Raw genomic sequence first — 16,321 nt, 5'->3', positions numbered from 1 at the left:
AATGGTCGTAGGAGAATTTACACAAAAGCGGCAGCTGATCATAGCCGGTGGAGGGCCAGGAGGCTATAATGCAGCCATCCGTGCGGCACAGCTCGGCATGGAAGTGACCATCATAGAAAAAGAAAAGCTGGGCGGGGTCTGCCTGAATACGGGATGCATTCCATCCAAGACACTGACGCATGCGGCGGCAGCATTCGCGTCATTGTCTCATTTGAACGAAATGGGCATCCAAACAGGAGAAGCTGGATTTGAACTGCAGACATTTAAAGCGTATCAGCAAAAAACAGTATCAGCTCTGCAAAAAGGGGTAGAGGCTCTTTGCAAAGCAAATAAAATCGAAGTCATCACCGGTACAGCTACATTAATGTCTGGGAACCGGATCGGTGTAGATTCCGGCCATCATTATGAAATGTATGAGTATGAAAAAGCGATTATTGCCGTGGGAGCATCGCCTGTATTACCTCACGGAATCGTGCCGGTGGAAGGAAGGATTTTCAGTGCCGATGAGCTGCCTCGCCTTCAGGAGCTGCCAGAACATCTTGTGATCAGCGGATCGGATTACATCGCGCTTGAAACGGCAATGGCTTATCGAAACCTGGGCTCGGAAGTTTCCATCATTTGTGAGGACGATACATTTGGACTGGATGAATCCATCTCTAAAGAACTTCATCGGGTATTAAAAAAGTCCAAGATTAAGCTTTTCAAAAACAGCACACTGCTCGAAGCCTATTCATCAGAAACCAATGTCGCTATTACCATTCAAAGCGATCAGGAGAAAATCACTCTGGATGCCAGCCACCTGATGGTTTCAGGTGAATCCAGGCCAAACACGAAGGATCTGGGATTGGAGTTCTTAAACATCAGCACCGATAAGCAAGGATTTATCATGGTCAATGAATTCGGTGAAACAAATGTTGATGGAATTTATGCTGCAGGAGACTGTACAATCGGCAGGAGGCTTGCCAGCAAGGCGATCAAGCAAGGAAAAGTGGCGGCTGAGCATATCAGCGGCATGAACTCATCCTTTAACTTGGCACTGGTACCGCTTGTCATTCAAACTGTTCCTCCAATCGCATCAGTAGGATTGACAGAAGGAGAGGCGAGGCAGCAAGGCTATGAGGTGAAGACCGGTCAGTTTGCCATGGGGGGCAACGGGTTTGCCAGTATTGCCGGACAGAAGGATGGTCTCACAAAAATGGTCATTGATGAGAAGACAGATCTTCTTCTCGGTGTTCACATGATGGGTGCCGGTGCAGCGGAATTAATTCAGGCAGGTACAACTGCCCTTGAAATGGTAGCCAGGGATGAAGACCTTGCCTATCCGGTTTATGCGCATCCATCGCTAAGTGAAGCATGGCTTGAAGCGGTTGAGCACGCAGCCGGAAAAGCGATTCATATCCCGCCTGCCAGGAAAAAGGCAACCTCACGATCGTAATACAAACAGAAAACAACCTTCCATCGTTTTGGAAGGTTGTTTTCTATGGATAATAAATCATCATTGTTATTCTTACAGGATCATTCTCCTGATTTTCATATATATGAACATAGTCTGCAGCAAAACGAATATTTTCACCTGCTGACAAATTAAAATAGTTTTGATGGACAGTTAATGAGAGGCAGCCTTTTTCCACAAGAATGTATTCTTCTACACCATCCCCATGGGGCTCAGACGTATAATGGCATCCTGGAAGAAGTTCGACAGAATAGATTTCAAAGGATTTTCCAGGCTCTATAGGAAATAGCGGTCTTACAAGGAATGTCCCATCTCTGTCTGCTATCGGTTCAACATCCGCAGTGTTTACTTTTTTGATAGCGGGCTGATCCTCCTCCAAAAAGGAGCTGAATGAAACACCTAACCCATTTGCGATTTTCCACAGTGTACTGACGGTGGGATTGGATTCTCCCCGTTCAATCTGGCTGAGCATGGGTTTAGAAACTCCAGTTGCATTTGCCGTTTTTTCAAGGCTCCAGTTCCGCTGCCCTCTTATCGCTTTTAACCTTCTGCCTATGACTTCATTCAAATTCATAAAAAGAAATTCTCCTTGTTGTTTCGTTTTATATAACATACAATATGTATAATATAACATACTATCTGAAAATGAAGCTAATAAAGGAGTGTTCTACATCATGCTGCCATTTCCTTCTGCAGAAAAGGAAAGTCACCCATTCTCTACAGGTATTCAGGCGGGGCTATCAATTGCTATTGGTTATTTGCCGATTGCTTTTACATATGGATTGCTGGCGAAATCAAGCGGGCTATCATTGGTTGAAACGGTTGGAATGAGTGTCATCGTTTTTGCAGGTGCTTCACAGTACATTGCTCTTTCGATGATTGGAGCAGGTACGGGTGCTTTTGAAATCATCATAACCGCGTTTATTATGAATATCCGCCACTTATTGATGAGTGCTTCATTAAACGAAAGAATGAAAGATGACGCTAAGTGGGTTAAAGCTTTTTACGGATTTCTGATTACGGACGAGACGTTCTCAGTAGCAGCCACACGAACAGAAAAGAAGCTGACATCAGCTTTTATGCTCGGTTTAGGTTTAATTGCGTATGGCAGCTGGGTGGTTAATTCAGGGATCGGCTATTTGATTGGTGCTGGACTCCCTGAAACGATCCAAAACGGTATGGCAGTTGCTCTTTACGCGATGTTCATCGGGCTCTTGATTCCTTCTGCGAAAAAATCACGAAAAGTCATCGCATTGGCAGGTACAGCTGCACTTCTTAACTCGCTCTTTTCTCTTTATGAACCGTTGGCAGGAGGCTGGGGAATCATTTTATCAACTCTTATTTCTTCGGTAGGTATTGAATTTTTTGTTAAGGAGGAGAAGGTTCATGGAAAATAATCTGCTTTGGATGATTGCTGGCATGGGAGTTGTGACTTATCTTCCGCGTGTCCTGCCACTTGTACTCATCAATACGAACCGAATTCCTCCCAGACTGCAGCGGATTTTGAGCAATGTTCCTTTTGCCATTCTCGGAGCATTGATTTTCCCCGGGATCCTGCATATAAACGGGGATAGTATGTGGTTTGGATTATTGGGGGCATGTGTGGCGGGCTTGACCGCGTATCTGAACTTGAACATAATTTTAGTGGTTTTAAGCTCTGTTGCGGCTTTAAGCCTCTGCTCCTTTTTTATGGGATGACAAAAGTTACCACGAATATTTAGGTCCGTTTTGTTTCTTTTGAACTACATGGATGTTAGGATAGGCATCCATTAGACAGTTGGCGAATGGTATGGGTTTACATCTTATTCGATTTGCTGCAATTGGATGTTTTCTACAACCGTATTATCACTTATTCTTTTTCAATGGCTGTTTTCGTAACCTTTGTTGCCCTTGGGAGTGGTTGATTTCCGTTTCAGGCTGCTCCCTTTCCGCGGGGCGTGCGCTGAACCCCTCGGCCGCAAGTGCCTGCGGGTTTCACCTGTCACGCTCGTCCCGCAGGACAAGGAAGGCTTCGGCAGCGTTATATCGCACGAAGAAAATGTGAAATTCATTTTCGAGGAGTCTCGCACCTTCCACTCCAATCAACTTGTCAATGAAGCTCTTTACAAAAATGTTCCCAAAGCAACAATCTTTTAGAAATGAGCCTTTTCAATCTGTAGAAGTCCTTCATGCTTTCATCGATGTGTTTACAGGTTTTTTTCATAATGATTAAAGGGTAAAGAGCTATTGTGCTCTTTTTTTTATTACAGTAAATGCGCTTGCGTTCTTATTAATAATTAAGGTAATGTATTGAAAAAAAGGGGTACACTGAAAAAAGGAAAGAAGAGATAAAGGATGATAAGATGAAACTGATAGCAATAGATATGGACGGAACACTTGTAAGCAAACAATTGAAAGTGACGAAAGCGAATAAAGAAGCTATTGAGAAAGCCAGGGAAAAAGGCCATATGGTTGTGATTGCTACGGGACGTTCCTTTGATGAAGCGAGATATACACTCAGTGAAGCAGAATTGTATCTTCCGTTGATTTGTGTGAACGGCGCTGAGATTCGCTCGGATAAATGGGACAAGGTTACGAGCATTCCTATCCCGTCAAAACAATACTTTGACATTGAAAAAGCGCTTCGTTCCAATGACATCTATTATGAAGTGTATACGAGTGAGGGCACCTATACAGATAACCGTGAAAAAGCGTTTAAAGTCATGAAAGACATCGTTCTGACTTCAAACCCTGAAGCCACAGAAGACGATGTCCATAAAGCGGCATTAAGGCGGTTTAAATTGGGTACAGTTAAATATATTAGCGATTATGACAAGCTGATGGAAAAAGAAGGTCTCGAAGTATACAAAATTTTGGCCTTCTCCAGTGAGCAGGAAAAAATCGCAAACTCTGTAGACAGGCTGAGCAAGATTGATCATCTGGCCGTCAGTTCATCCGCAAATAATAACCTTGAGATTACAAATGCGGATGCTCAAAAAGGAGTTGCCCTTGAGAAGTTTGCCAAACTGCACAACATAAGCCTGAACGATACGATGGCGATCGGGGATAACTATAACGATGTCTCCATGCTTGAAAAGGCAGGCATCAGTGTTGCCATGGGGAATGCTTACGATGAAATCAAACAGATTGCAAAACATGTGACCAAAACGAATGATGAGAGCGGAGTCGCCTATGCGATCGAAAATTATTTGGAAGAACGGAAGACGAGCCTTGCTTAACAGGCTTGTCTTTTTTTGTTGAGAAATATTTTCCGCGGATCATTTTAAAGTTTACAATATTTATACTTTCTAAATATTCGTTTACCTCTTATTTACACCTGCTTTATTACCGCTTAATACTCCCTTGGTACGCTTGGTCTGTTCGATAACGCGGAAGGGGAGAGTAAGTTGAACCAAAAAATGACTTCTTTACTAAGTGCGGCCGTTCTTGGAGCCAGCCTGTTTTCAGGACATAATGCGGATGCTGAATCTGTTCAAAAACACCATGACGTTCTTGACGTCGCACATCGAGGTGCATCTGGCTATGCTCCGGAACATACGCTGGCTTCCTATCATATGGGTGACAAGATGCATGGAGACTATATTGAGATTGACTTGCAGATGACGAAAGACGGCAAGCTGATCGCTATGCATGATGAAACCGTCAATCGTACAACAAACGGAACGGGAGAAGTGAAAGATTTCACTTTAAATCAAATCAAACAGCTTGATGCCGGTTCTTGGTTTAATGAAAAATATCCGCAATATGCGAAGCCGATGTACAAAGGGTTGAAAGTGCCTACACTTGAAGAGATTTTCAAGACATTTGGCAAAAACAAAAATTACTACATAGAAACAAAATCACCAGATGTGTATCCAGGTATGGAGGAGAAGCTCATCAGCCTTGTGAATAAATATCACATCAATAAAGACACGCTGCTCGTTCAATCGTTCAGCAAAGACAGCCTGCTGAAAGTGCACAAGCTTGACCCATCTTTAAAATTAATTCAGCTTCTTGAATATAAGAAGCATGCAGTTTTAACTGACCAGGATCTTAATTCCTATAAGCAATATGCAACTGGAATCGGTCCAAACAAAGATTACCTGGATAAAGCTTATGTACAAAAAGCGGTAAACGGCGGATTGGAAATTCATCCTTACACCGTGAATGAAACAGCAGATATGCAACGATTGATCGATTGGGGAGTAACAGGGATGTTCACGAACTTCCCGGATAAGCTTCATCAAGTGATTGAGAAAAATAAACAGGAGCAAAATCATCGCCCTGTAAACGCAGAATGATGAGAAAGCCGCTCAGATGATGAGCGGCTTTTCGTTATTTTTTTGAGCAACGTAAAGGGTACCATCTTCCTGCAGCTGTGCAAAAAAAACAGATTTACAGGAAGAGATTCCAGCATTTTGCAGTTTCTTCTGGATCCATTCCTCAGTAAGTCCATATTCCCGCAAGTTTCCTTGCATCACAGTTCCGTCAACAATCAGTTCGGAAGGGAGGAAATGGGAGGGAGCAGCATCAGGCGTTTTCTTCTTTTTTATACTAAGCTGTCCGTTAGGCTCAAAGATAGCATAATCTACTTCTGTTATAGAGAAGATTTCCTGGTTTCTCAGCAGCATGCACAAATCATCCAGACCGAGATTGAGCTTATCCAGCGCCTGCTGCATTATCATTCCTTTTTTTATAACAATGCAAGGCTCACCCTCCAGAGCCAATTTGGACTTGGGTGACCGTTTAACAAGAAATTCGATAGCCAGGAGAGCAAAACTCCAAATCAAAACCGCGACTAAGCCATTGGAAATAGGAACGTCTCTATAGTGAATAATCATTTCTCCGACGATGTTGCCAAAGGCTATACTCGTCGCATAATTAAAGTAGGTTAGCTCTCCTAACTGTTTCTTTCCAAATACTTTTGTAAAGATCAATAGAAAGATCAAACCAAGTAATGTCCTGACTACTGTTTCTGTGATACCGTTCATCCGCTCACCTCTTTGCTATTCCCATTTTTACCGAAAAGAAAGAAGAGCAAACAAAAAAGATGGCTTTAAAGGCCATCTTTTTTTGATTAGCATCCCCATGTCATTTTTTGCATAAGAAGATGGCACAGAATAAGCTGTTTCAACCTTTGACTTAGGATTTCCACCTTGTGTTCTTCTGCTTTTGGCATGAAATTGATGGCAAGAATGGATGAAAGCTCTCTGACCGAGGGAAGTATATCACCTGGATATAAAAATGGAAAAAAAAGTTAACCTGAATACTCAGCCTGTTTTACTTCCGAAAATAATGAGCATACAATAAAGAGGAGAGGAGTTGTGTATATGCGTGAAATGATAGAAAAAAGCAAGCTTTTAATCTTTGATTTAGATGGCACCCTTTATGAGGACACTGATCATTTTGACTATTATTGCCGTCTACTTCAGCAGCGGGCGGATATATCGATACAAGGAGAGTTTTATAACTCTTATGAAGAGATGAAACAGGGGAAACATCCTGTTGCCATCGGAAAAGTATATGACTTGAAAGAAAATGCGTCGCTCACTGTCGATCCCCTGACTTTGCAGGTAACGGCTGCACATCTTTGGGACGGTACTCAAATGAATGAAGAAACCATGAAGAGGGAGTACTCTGGAGAACTTACATATGATTTTGAACGCTTTATCGCTATTGGGGATGGCTGGTGGCTGCCCTATGTTACCGCCATGCATTACGGTCTGAGCCAGCAGGATACATGGGATTGCTACAACGCGACAAAGGTGTATATGGTCAGTGATGAGTTTTCACTCACAAAAACGCCATTATTGAAGGAAAGCCTTGAGAAACTGAAGAAGAAAAAACACCTTGTTCTGATGACAAACAGTGATAAAGAAGATGTGCTGCGTCTGCTCCTTGAACTGGAGCTGCAGGATGTGTTTGATGAGATCTTTCCTTCCTCACAGAAGCCTGTAAAGACCAAAGAGATTCTGATGGCCATTACGTCCAAATATAAGGTGAAGCCGGATGAAGCGGTTTCCATCGGAGATAATTTTATCAACGAAATCGCACCGGCCCTGCTGATGGGGCTAAATGCCGTGTACATACAGCCGAATGGCTACGATCTCCAGCATGACAATCTTTATATTGTTCCTACTTTGGGACAGGCTTTTTAAAAGATGTGAAAGCTTTTGCTCTTTTTTGTTCTAATTTGGACAAAGTTACCTAAACTAGGAATAGGATGTCCGTAAGGGGGAGAGCGTGTGAAAAAAGCAATTCTGGTCGCTATTGGCTTTATTTTGTATGGAGCCGCCATGTGGTATTACTTAATGCATGGTGCTCAGGCCGATCTGCCGGTACAATTCCGGGGTTCTGCTGCTGATCCTACCATGTTTATGAATGATAGGCAGCTTAAGCTGAGCTATGATTTCTCAAGGATAAAGGATTGGATCTACTTTTTGTCTGTTCCGCTGGAATGGCTGATCTATCTGCTCGTTTTAGGGTTTGGAATATCAAAAAAAATGAGGAGTACTGTCAAGCAAGTGACCCGTTTTTCAATCATCCATACAGCTCTTTATGTCCTTTTGCTGTCCTTTGTGAGCTGGATTTTGACCTTTCCGCTTCGATACTACAGCTATACGATCTCAAGGGATTATCATATCTCCGTTCAGCCGTTCAAGGGATGGATGAAAGACAGTTTGATCGACTTTTGGGTAGGATGGATATTTACGGTATTAACTGTACTCGTCATCTACTTTTTTATCCGTAAAAGTAAGAAGAAGTGGTGGCTGTACGCGTGGCTGATCTCCATTCCGTTCACCATCTTTATGTATTTCATCCAGCCCGTTGTGATTGATCCGCTCTATAATAAATTTTATCCTTTAAAGGACCAGGTGCTGAAGGAGAAAATATTAACGCTGGCCGAACGGGCAGATATACCGGCTTCCAACGTATATGAAGTGAACATGTCGGAAAAAACCAATTCCCTCAATGCTTATGTAAATGGCATAGGGTCCAACCTGCGAATTGTATTATGGGATACGACGCTCGATAAACTGAACGATAAACAGGTTTTGTTTGTCATGGCCCACGAGATGGGGCATTATGTGATGAAACATCTGTATCAGAATCTCATAGGTGCGATCATCCTGTCGTTCTTCGGCCTCTTCCTGGGAAGCAGAATTTATTCCTGGGCGATCTCAAAGTGGGGCAAACGGTGGGGTATCAAAGGAGTGAGTGATATCGCTGGCTTGCCGGTGCTTCTCCTGATATTCAGTCTATTGTCGTTTGTTGCTGGTCCTGTTGAAAATACGTTTTCCCGTAAAGCGGAGAAGGATGCAGACCGCTATGCCATTGAGATGACCAAAAATCCCGACTCAGCAGTTGGAGCTTTCCAGCAGCTGACGATCTCAGGGCTCAGCGAAGTGAATCCGCCAAAGCTCGTGAAGTTCTTTTTGTATGGCCACCCCACTATGCTCGAAAGGATTACCTTCCTCGATTCCTTTAAACAAAAATACGAACCAAAGGAACTGGAGAAAGCAAAAAAGCAACAGCGATGATAAAAGAAAAAGGTTGTTTTCGTAACCTTTGTTGCTCTTAGGAGTGGTTGATTTCCGTTTCAGGAGGCTCGCTTTTACCGGCGTAAACGCCTACTTTCGCAGGGCGTGCACTGAACCTTACCGGCGCCAGCTCCTACTTTCTCGGTGCAAGCACCTGCGTAGTCTCACCTGTCACGCTTCCCCCGCAGGAGTCTCGCCTCTTGCACTCCAATCAACTTATCAATGAAGATTTTTTACAAAAATTTTCCCAATTCCAAAATCTTTTAGAAAACAGCCAAAAAAAAAAGGGGTGTCCAAGAAGTCTGGTTGCTGTTGATCTCCGCTCCAGGCTGCTCGCTTTCCGCGGGGCGTGCGGTGAGCCTTACCGGCGTGAACGCCTACTTTTTGGCGCAAGCGCCTGCGGGAGTCTCACCTGTCACGCTAGTCCCGCAGGAGTCTCGCACCTTGCACTCCAATCAACTTTTCATTGAAGATTTTTCACGTCAAAGGAGCTGCCTGAAGGTCAATTTTCGACTTTCAGGACAGCCCCTTATTTTGCGTTTTCAAGACTATAGTTTGGCAGGACGAGTACTTCAACACGCCTGTTTTTTGCTTTGCCTTGTGCGGTTTTGTTGCTGGCTCTCGGCCGGTATTCCCCATAGCCGCTGGCGCTTAGTGTTTGTGGTGATAGATGCGGGTTCTTCATCATGATTTGCATGAAGTTAATGGCTCGCATAGCACTTAATTCCCAGTTTGACTTGTACTTAGCCGTTTCAATCGGAACATTATCCGTATGCCCGGCAATAATAATATTTCGGGGAGGATTGGTGACGAGTAATTTAGACAGATCCTTTCCTATACTGACCGATTCTGTCTTGACGGTTGCACTTCCTGAATCAAAGAGCGCATTATCCAAAATGGTAATCAATAGGCCATTCTCTGTCAGTTTCGTCTGCAGGCTTTTCGATAGATGTTTGTCTTTTATAAAACTGTCTATTTTTTTCTGGACCTTATGAAGGGATTCTAGCTCTTCTTTGGCCTTCTCCATCCGTTCCTTTTCCTGAATCGATAATTGTACGATCTTTTCTTTTTTAGGAAGCGGCGTTGATTCGGTTGATGAGATGGGTGCCTGTTCTTCCATTACGCCGGTTCCGCCGGAGAATTGACTGCGGAACGTGCTGGCCATCTGTTTGAACTTGGATGCATCCACTTCACTCATTGCAAAAAGAACGATAAATAGCGCCAGGAGAAGAGTCAGCATGTCGGAATAAGGAATGAGCCATGATTCATCTACATGATCTTCATGTTTTTTCTTTTTTCTAGCCAATGCTGACACCCTCTTTTAGGCTTTCCCGTTCGCTTGCCGGGATGTAGGTTAATAATTTTTCTTCCAATATTTTTGGAGAGGTTCCATCCTGGATGGATAAAAGCCCTTCAATCATAATCTCTTTTAGCATGACTTCATTCTGTGATTTTCGTTTTAATTTATTGGCAAAGGGGTGCCATAGGACATACCCAGTAAATATTCCAAAGAGCGTTGCGATAAAAGCAGCAGAAATGGCATGTCCGAGGGCCTCAATATCATCCATGTGTCCGAGGGCTGCAACAAGACCGACAACTGCTCCAAGTACTCCGAGCGTCGGCGCATAGGTGCCTGCCTGTGAGAAGATGCCCGCATTGCTGAGATGGCGTTCTTCCATCGTTTCCAAATCTTTTATTAGTACATCCTTGATAAATTCGGGGGACTGGCCGTCGACAATCATTTTGATCCCTTGTTTTAAAAATGGATCATCAATTTCTTCAGATTTCGGTTCGAGTGCAAGCAAGCCTTCCTTTCGGGCGATAGTTGCCCATTCAATGAAAATTGCAATCAGTTCTCCCATGCTTACCATCTTCTGATCGGTAAACAATATCTTAAAAAGCTTTGGAAGTTTTTTTACTTCGTTTAAAGGAAAGGCAATCATGATGGCAGCAGCTGTTCCTGCAAAGATAATCAGCAGTGCTGCGGGATTGAAGAGCGAAGAGATAGCAACTCCTTTTAAAACCATACCTACACCAATAGCAACAAATCCAATGATTAAGCCAATCACCGATGTTTTATCCATATTATATTCATCCTCGCTTTTTGCTGAATTTAAAGATAGATCTCCTGTTCCGGCTACACTTATATATCGGTGTTTCTCCATGTATTTTTATAGAAACTTCGTCGTGGCAGATGCAGAATTCCAGAATTCAGGTCATCCAAAACACTAATTCAAACGTTATCTTAATAACTCTGTTTATTACGGTAGGACAAAGCAGACATCTATAGGTATAATGACAGTAAAACGATTCAAAGGAGACAGGTATGTCAAAGCTTACGGATTTTGAACTTTATCTTAAAGTTCAAAACGGGGATAAATCAGCGCTTGAGCAGAAGTTATTGGACTTTGGAGAAAAAAAGGAGTTTATTCGGAAGAGAAAGAAAAGTTTTCATCATGGCTGTTAACGATCACGAGAAATACATGTTTAGACTTTATCCGCAAGATGAAGGGAAATGAGGTTGAACTTGAGGACCGTGATTCATTGATAAAAGATGAAATGTCTATTGAGGATCAGATTACATGGAAAGAAGAGAGGCAAAAATTGAAGTCAGCGATGAAGCATCTTGCTGAAGATCAGCGAAAAGTTGGGGCTGTCGTCTTTAAAGTGGATTATCCAGGCAGCCACAAGTGGGATGCCGTTGCCGTTTCTCATGAACCTACAGCAAAAAGCACACAGCCTAAAGGCTATTGTCCTTCTTTCTAAGCTGTAATATGCAGGTGAAGAAACCCAATAAGAAAAACATAAAGAGGCAGGTTCTATGAAAATAAAACCATTCATTATTGTTCTCATCCTCGTTGGTTTAATCGGGCTTGCCCTTTGGACATCAAAGCAGGAAGCACAACCTAAGGACCGGAATGCATCGAGGGGTACATTCAGCGCGGTGGAGGAGAATGGACGTACAGGCTTAAAACCAGGCAATAAAGTGCCGGATTTTACGATAATGGCACTGAACGGAGAAAAGGTTTCCATTAAAGATTACCGTGGTAAAAAGGTCATTCTGAATTTCTGGGCAACCTGGTGCCCTCCTTGCCGAAAAGAAATGCCCGATATGCAGAAAGTCTTCAACCAATATGAAGAAAAGAAGCTGGAAATCCTGGCAGTAAATTTAAGATATACAGAGAAAAGCACGGATTCGGTTTCAGAATTTGTAAAGGAACGAAAAGCAGCGTTTCCGATTTTGTTAGATACGGATGGAACGGTCAGTAAGAAGTTTCAGGCGGTATCTCTTCCGACGAGTTATTTGATTGACTCCAAGGGGATAATCCAAAAAAAAATAATTGGACCTCTTTCTCAAAATCTTATGATTGATTTTGCAGAAAAGGCAAAATAAGAAAATCCCTCCTTGCTCATTTGAGCAAGGAGGGATTTTCTATCCTTCATAGGATATTATTACTAGTAATTCCTAAAGAAAAATTAGGCACTTTGCATAATAGGGATTTCTTACCTTTTACCGAATTATATCAAAGGGGATCGATAGCGTACAAAAATCCAACTATGGAGAAAAGGGGTATACACACCATGGTTGAACAATTTTTAGTGAAAATGATGAATATGCAGAGGCGTATAGAACAACCTCAAAAGGAGGACGGACAGATTCATACATTGGAACTCAGTCCGGTTCAATTTTTCAAGCTGAAAAGAAAAGCTGCCGGAAACTATGTTGTCACGCACTCTGAGGGGAAGTTTGCCCAAGAAATTGCAATTCGTGGAGCTGATGCAGAACGCCCTTTGAGTGATCTGATACCTCTTAAAACCATTCAGCACTGGGAAATTTACTTTGAAAAAGCCTTCAGCGGCCATGCCTGCTTTTTTGAAACGCACTATGCGGACCGTTCTTATCATACGGTTCTTTCACCTGTGTTTCATAATGGACAGGTATCAGAAGTTGTTGGTACTTCAACGGATTGTACACGCGATACAAAATCACGAGAAGAATTAATACTCTATACGCACAAATACAAAGAAATATTTAATAATACACTCAATCCTATTCTTTTGCTGAATAACAGCAGAGTCATTCTCGAAGCTAATCCAGCCGCGCGCAAGGTGCTGGGAATCTCACGCGGGGATTTAAACCAAAACAGGCTGGATGCCTTCATCTGTGAGGAAGATGAAGGAGAATTATCTCTTAATTGGGATCTGTTCATGCTCGATCCGAGCCTCAAATGGGAGTTTAAATCAGGATTTGCAGACGAACAAAGGCTGATTGAATTTACAGGAAAGAAAGACATACTGCCGGGCATCCACCTGTGTATCCTGGAAGATGTGACTGAACGAAGGCAGACAGAAGCCCGCCTTCTAAAAGCGGAGACCTTGAATGTCGTCGGTGAGATGGCTGCTGGAGTCGCCCATGAAATCCGTAATCCTCTCACCAGCCTTAAAGGGTTTATCCAGCTGCTTAAAAATGAAAGCCAAGCACATGATGCTTATTATTCCATTATTTTAAACGAAGTTGACCGGATTGAGTATATTATCAAAGAGTTTCTGCTGCTTGCCAAGACCGACCGCCAGCATATTGAAAAAAGCAGTCTCGTGCTCACACTAAAAGAAACAGTCTCCCTGCTTCAGACACAGGCGATCCTAAAAAACATTGAACTGGAAATGGAGATTGGCGAAGGTATTCCTGATATTGATTGTGATCCTTTTCAGATTAAACAGGTTTTTATTAATTTAATAAAAAATGGGATTGAAGCGACGGCTGAAGGTGGAACCATTACCATTAAAGCTTTCCGCAGAGGAAAAGATTATGTTCATTTCTGCTTTACGGATAATGGAACGGGAATGCCAAACCAAGTATTGGACAGAATTGGAAAACCATTCTATACAACAAAAGAAGAGGGAACAGGTTTAGGGCTCATGGTCAGCTATAAGATTATTGAAAATCATAAAGGCCGGGTAAGGGTTTCAAGTGAAGTAGGAAAAGGGACAACATTTGAAGTGGTTTTGCCGATTTAAATTGAGAGTAAATGCGGGCTTTTGGGATTGAGGAGGAATGAATGTCCATACAAAAAAGAGGCGCCCGCAGGAACGCCTCTTTTTTGTATGATCATCCAGTGAATTCTTGGACAAACATTTTACCGTATTTTCCGCCGTCAACAATCCCGATACCAACTTTTGTGTAGTCAGATTTAAGGATGTTTTCACGGTGTCCTTGAGAGTTCATAAGAGATGTGTGAGCTCCATCAACTGAAGAGTTTCCGGCAATGTTTTCACCAGCTGTTTGGTATTGGATGCCAAACTTATTCATCATGTCGAATGGAGAACCGTATTTTGGTGAATTGTGATCGAAGTAGTTATTGTCGATCATGTCTTGTGCTTTTACTCGAGCCATTTTAGTTAGTTCCATATCTACTTGAAGCGGTTTAACCCCTGCTTTTTCACGCTCTTGGTTTACTTTGTCAACCATTTGCTTTTCGTCAGCAGTTAATTGGCCAGCAGCAGCGTCAGACTTTGGTGCTTCACTCGCTTTTTGTTGTTGTGGAGCTGCTTGAGTTTGAGTTTTTTCTTGAGCTGGAGCTTGTTGTTGCTTTTGCTCAGCGTTTTGAGTTTGTACATCGAATCCTTGTTTTTTAAGAGATTCGATTAATTTATTTATATCAGCGTTCGATTGTCCTTGTTGTGGTTGTACTTGTACATTTCCACCTTGAGGGCAATCTTGCGCATGAGAAATTCCTGCGTTAGCACCGAATAATGATGCACCTAGAATTGAAGCTACTACTACTTTTTTCATGGATGTATTCCTCCCGTTTTTGTATAGTGATGTTAGCTACAACACAGGTTTCGCCCTTAGGTGTCCGCGGGTGGGGGTGTGGAAACAACTACCAGTTTATTTCCAGATTCTTTGGATACTGCTTCTTCCTGTACGGTCACTTCATATACATCTGGGGTCGATAGAGCCTTCCATTCAGAAAAACCCATGCGATCATCAAAGAGTTTTAATAACAGAGTCATTAAATTTCCATGTGTGACAAGAACGATACACTGATACGGCGAAGCGATGATTTCTTTCAGAAGCGGCTGAACCCTTTCAGTTGCCTTCTGATTGGATTCTCCTCCTTTAAGAACGGCTTCAAAGTCGTAAAAGGAATGCTCCAGCAGTTTCAGCCAGTCGGGACGATTCTTTGAGGATAATATCCTTTCAGCTAAGCGGTCATCTGTTTCGATGGGGAGATCCTTAAGTTTTGCCAGGGGTTCAATGGAATCAACTGCTCTGGTAAAAGGACTTGAAATAATTCTGTCAACGGGTTTGTTCATTAGAAAGTTCTTTAAATCGTGGGATTGCTGCAATCCTTCCTTTGTCAGGACAGCGTTTCTTTCCTGGCCACCAGCTTTGCAATGACGGACAACTAAAATCGATTTCATGTATGTTCCTCTTTCTGCAGAATATAGTTCTAACCCTTTAACCTTCGAGACCATTAAACAAGATTCCTTTCACGAATAGTGTAAAGAAGGAATTTTGGGCGAAGTTATGGCTCCTTGGGGCTTCAGCTTTTGATCCAGCTTCAGTGTCCAAGGATGAAAACTAAAAGCTTTTTTCGTCACTGGCCCTCGAGGACGAAAACTAGATGCATTTTTTCGTCCCAGGTAGGACACTTCAGCTTTTCTTACTAGAAAGGAGTACGGTATGTATCCTGAACTTAAGCAGTTTAATCAAATAAGCAAGGATTATGAAGAACGTATAAAAGAGGCTAATGATCGATGGAAGATCCTGCATAAGCAGAAGGAAATGGCCTCTTCAGAGTATGAGAGTCTTCTTGGACAGTATGGCAGAAGAAATTCCCGTGTCAGTATGGAAGCTCTTCATGAGAGTAAGGACGAGTATCTCCGGCTGTTAGCGAAGGAACGGGATGCCATGGAACATCTGGATGAGCTTAAAGAAACCAGACGGGACAGGATGAAGGATTTTGTGAATACCCTTCATCAGGCAAGAGACCGTGAAGTGGATGCTGCTACAAGAACGATGAAGAAAAAGATAGAGGAAATGCACCGTTTGAAGGCAGAATATTTAATGATTGTACAGCAGATTCATCAAATTCATCAGTATGTAAATGAAATTGAAGAATCTACACTAAAAGCTTTCCAAACGATGGACAGCCGCTCTCAGCAGAGAACGGATTATTCGATCTATCCAGCTTTAGCCAAGATGGAGATCAGCCACCGTGAAATTCAGCAGGTATTTACGGCTGGAAAGCTGCCGTCTGAACTGACGAAGTACACAGATCCTTATTCTTCGTTCCATTTGCCCAGAAAGAAATAATCAAAAAAAAGCCATAATCTTAGGGAT

At 42.6% G+C, this 16,321-nt stretch carries 20 protein-coding genes; 14 read left to right on the top strand and 6 right to left on the bottom strand.

The window, feature by feature from the left end; genetic code table 11:
- Position 1 precedes the first annotated feature (1 nt).
- The gene (lpdA, locus tag AR335_RS13380) at positions 2–1,435 is read left to right on the top strand and encodes a dihydrolipoyl dehydrogenase (RefSeq protein WP_062236546.1); all 1,434 of its coding nucleotides are present in this window, start codon (positions 2–4) and stop codon (positions 1,433–1,435) included.
- A 43-nt stretch (positions 1,436–1,478) separates the two neighbouring features.
- Here the strand turns inward: lpdA and AR335_RS13375 are convergent, their stop codons facing one another.
- A complete protein-coding gene (locus AR335_RS13375) occupies positions 1,479–2,027 on the bottom strand; it encodes a helix-turn-helix domain-containing protein (RefSeq protein ID WP_062236542.1) in 549 nt (182 codons plus the stop codon).
- Between the two features lie 100 nt (positions 2,028–2,127).
- Between AR335_RS13375 and AR335_RS13370 the strand changes: the two genes are divergently transcribed.
- The 5 genes from AR335_RS13370 (at position 2,128) to AR335_RS13355 (ending at position 5,733) form a co-directional block, all read left to right on the top strand.
- Complete coding sequence (locus tag AR335_RS13370) at positions 2,128–2,850, top strand: AzlC family ABC transporter permease (RefSeq protein ID WP_062236538.1); 723 nt, start codon at positions 2,128–2,130, stop codon at positions 2,848–2,850.
- Positions 2,840–3,151, top strand: coding sequence for an AzlD domain-containing protein (locus AR335_RS13365; protein ID WP_062236535.1), 312 nt, complete (start codon positions 2,840–2,842; stop codon positions 3,149–3,151). Before AR335_RS13370 ends, AR335_RS13365 begins: the two co-directional genes overlap by 11 nt.
- Positions 3,152–3,334: 183 nt before the next feature.
- Positions 3,335–3,589, top strand: a complete 255-nt coding sequence (locus AR335_RS24095; RefSeq protein ID WP_156418968.1) for a hypothetical protein — start codon at positions 3,335–3,337, stop codon at positions 3,587–3,589.
- A gap of 206 nt (positions 3,590–3,795) precedes the next feature.
- Positions 3,796–4,671, top strand: a complete 876-nt coding sequence (locus AR335_RS13360; RefSeq protein WP_062236532.1) for a Cof-type HAD-IIB family hydrolase — start codon at positions 3,796–3,798, stop codon at positions 4,669–4,671.
- A gap of 180 nt (positions 4,672–4,851) precedes the next feature.
- Entirely contained in the window at positions 4,852–5,733 is an 882-nt protein-coding gene (locus tag AR335_RS13355; protein ID WP_199805095.1) for a glycerophosphodiester phosphodiesterase, read from the top strand.
- Positions 5,734–5,745: 12 nt separating this feature from the next.
- Here the strand turns inward: AR335_RS13355 and AR335_RS13350 are convergent, their stop codons facing one another.
- Positions 5,746–6,423, bottom strand: coding sequence for a YetF domain-containing protein (locus AR335_RS13350; protein ID WP_062236525.1), 678 nt, complete (start codon positions 6,421–6,423; stop codon positions 5,746–5,748).
- Positions 6,424–6,762: 339 nt separating this feature from the next.
- Here AR335_RS13350 and AR335_RS13345 point away from each other — a divergent pair, with 339 nt between their 5' ends.
- From AR335_RS13345 to AR335_RS24090, 3 genes are all read left to right on the top strand, one after another.
- Positions 6,763–7,590: an HAD family hydrolase gene (locus tag AR335_RS13345; protein WP_062236522.1), complete on the top strand. Its 828-nt coding sequence runs from the start codon at positions 6,763–6,765 to the stop codon at positions 7,588–7,590.
- A gap of 87 nt (positions 7,591–7,677) precedes the next feature.
- Positions 7,678–8,973, top strand: a complete 1,296-nt coding sequence (locus AR335_RS13340; RefSeq protein ID WP_234293270.1) for a M48 family metallopeptidase — start codon at positions 7,678–7,680, stop codon at positions 8,971–8,973.
- Positions 8,974–9,173: 200 nt separating this feature from the next.
- Entirely contained in the window at positions 9,174–9,443 is a 270-nt protein-coding gene (locus AR335_RS24090; protein WP_156418967.1) for a hypothetical protein, read from the top strand.
- A gap of 59 nt (positions 9,444–9,502) precedes the next feature.
- Here AR335_RS24090 and motB read toward each other — a convergent pair whose 3' ends face one another.
- Both motB and motA read right to left on the bottom strand, forming a co-directional pair.
- Positions 9,503–10,279 carry a flagellar motor protein MotB gene (motB, locus tag AR335_RS13335; RefSeq protein WP_053355493.1) on the bottom strand — a complete coding sequence of 259 codons (777 nt, stop codon included), beginning with the start codon at positions 10,277–10,279 and terminating at the stop codon, positions 9,503–9,505.
- Positions 10,272–11,057: a flagellar motor stator protein MotA gene (gene motA, locus AR335_RS13330; protein ID WP_062236518.1), complete on the bottom strand. Its 786-nt coding sequence runs from the start codon at positions 11,055–11,057 to the stop codon at positions 10,272–10,274. Before motA ends, motB begins: the two co-directional genes overlap by 8 nt.
- 242 nt (positions 11,058–11,299) lie before the next feature.
- Between motA and AR335_RS24085 the strand changes: the two genes are divergently transcribed.
- The 4 genes from AR335_RS24085 (at position 11,300) to AR335_RS13315 (ending at position 13,992) form a co-directional block, all read left to right on the top strand.
- On the top strand, positions 11,300–11,440 hold the full coding sequence (locus tag AR335_RS24085) for a hypothetical protein (protein WP_156418966.1): 141 nt from the start codon (positions 11,300–11,302) through the stop codon (positions 11,438–11,440).
- Positions 11,374–11,739, top strand: a complete 366-nt coding sequence (locus tag AR335_RS25540) for a sigma-70 family RNA polymerase sigma factor (protein WP_082683536.1) — start codon at positions 11,374–11,376, stop codon at positions 11,737–11,739. Before AR335_RS24085 ends, AR335_RS25540 begins: the two co-directional genes overlap by 67 nt.
- Before the next feature lie 55 nt (positions 11,740–11,794).
- The gene (locus AR335_RS13320) at positions 11,795–12,367 is read left to right on the top strand and encodes a TlpA disulfide reductase family protein (RefSeq protein WP_062236512.1); all 573 of its coding nucleotides are present in this window, start codon (positions 11,795–11,797) and stop codon (positions 12,365–12,367) included.
- Positions 12,368–12,555: 188 nt separating this feature from the next.
- Positions 12,556–13,992, top strand: coding sequence for an ATP-binding protein (locus AR335_RS13315; protein ID WP_062236510.1), 1,437 nt, complete (start codon positions 12,556–12,558; stop codon positions 13,990–13,992).
- Positions 13,993–14,083: 91 nt separating this feature from the next.
- Here the strand turns inward: AR335_RS13315 and AR335_RS13310 are convergent, their stop codons facing one another.
- Positions 14,084–14,767 (bottom strand): CAP domain-containing protein, encoded by a 684-nt coding sequence (locus tag AR335_RS13310; RefSeq protein WP_062236506.1) that lies wholly within the window; start codon positions 14,765–14,767, stop codon positions 14,084–14,086.
- Between the two features lie 56 nt (positions 14,768–14,823).
- Positions 14,824–15,399, bottom strand: a complete 576-nt coding sequence (locus AR335_RS13305) for a histidine phosphatase family protein (RefSeq protein WP_156418965.1) — start codon at positions 15,397–15,399, stop codon at positions 14,824–14,826.
- Positions 15,400–15,661: 262 nt separating this feature from the next.
- Here AR335_RS13305 and AR335_RS13300 point away from each other — a divergent pair, with 262 nt between their 5' ends.
- Positions 15,662–16,294: a hypothetical protein gene (locus tag AR335_RS13300; RefSeq protein ID WP_062236503.1), complete on the top strand. Its 633-nt coding sequence runs from the start codon at positions 15,662–15,664 to the stop codon at positions 16,292–16,294.
- Positions 16,295–16,321: the final 27 nt, after the last annotated feature.

The organism is Fictibacillus sp. FJAT-27399 (genome assembly GCF_001510655.1).
GTDB lineage: Bacteria > Bacillota > Bacilli > Bacillales > Fictibacillaceae > Fictibacillus_C > Fictibacillus_C marinisediminis.
The sequence above is the reverse complement of the archived record's forward strand: the minus strand, read 5'-3'. Positions and strand labels throughout refer to the sequence as shown.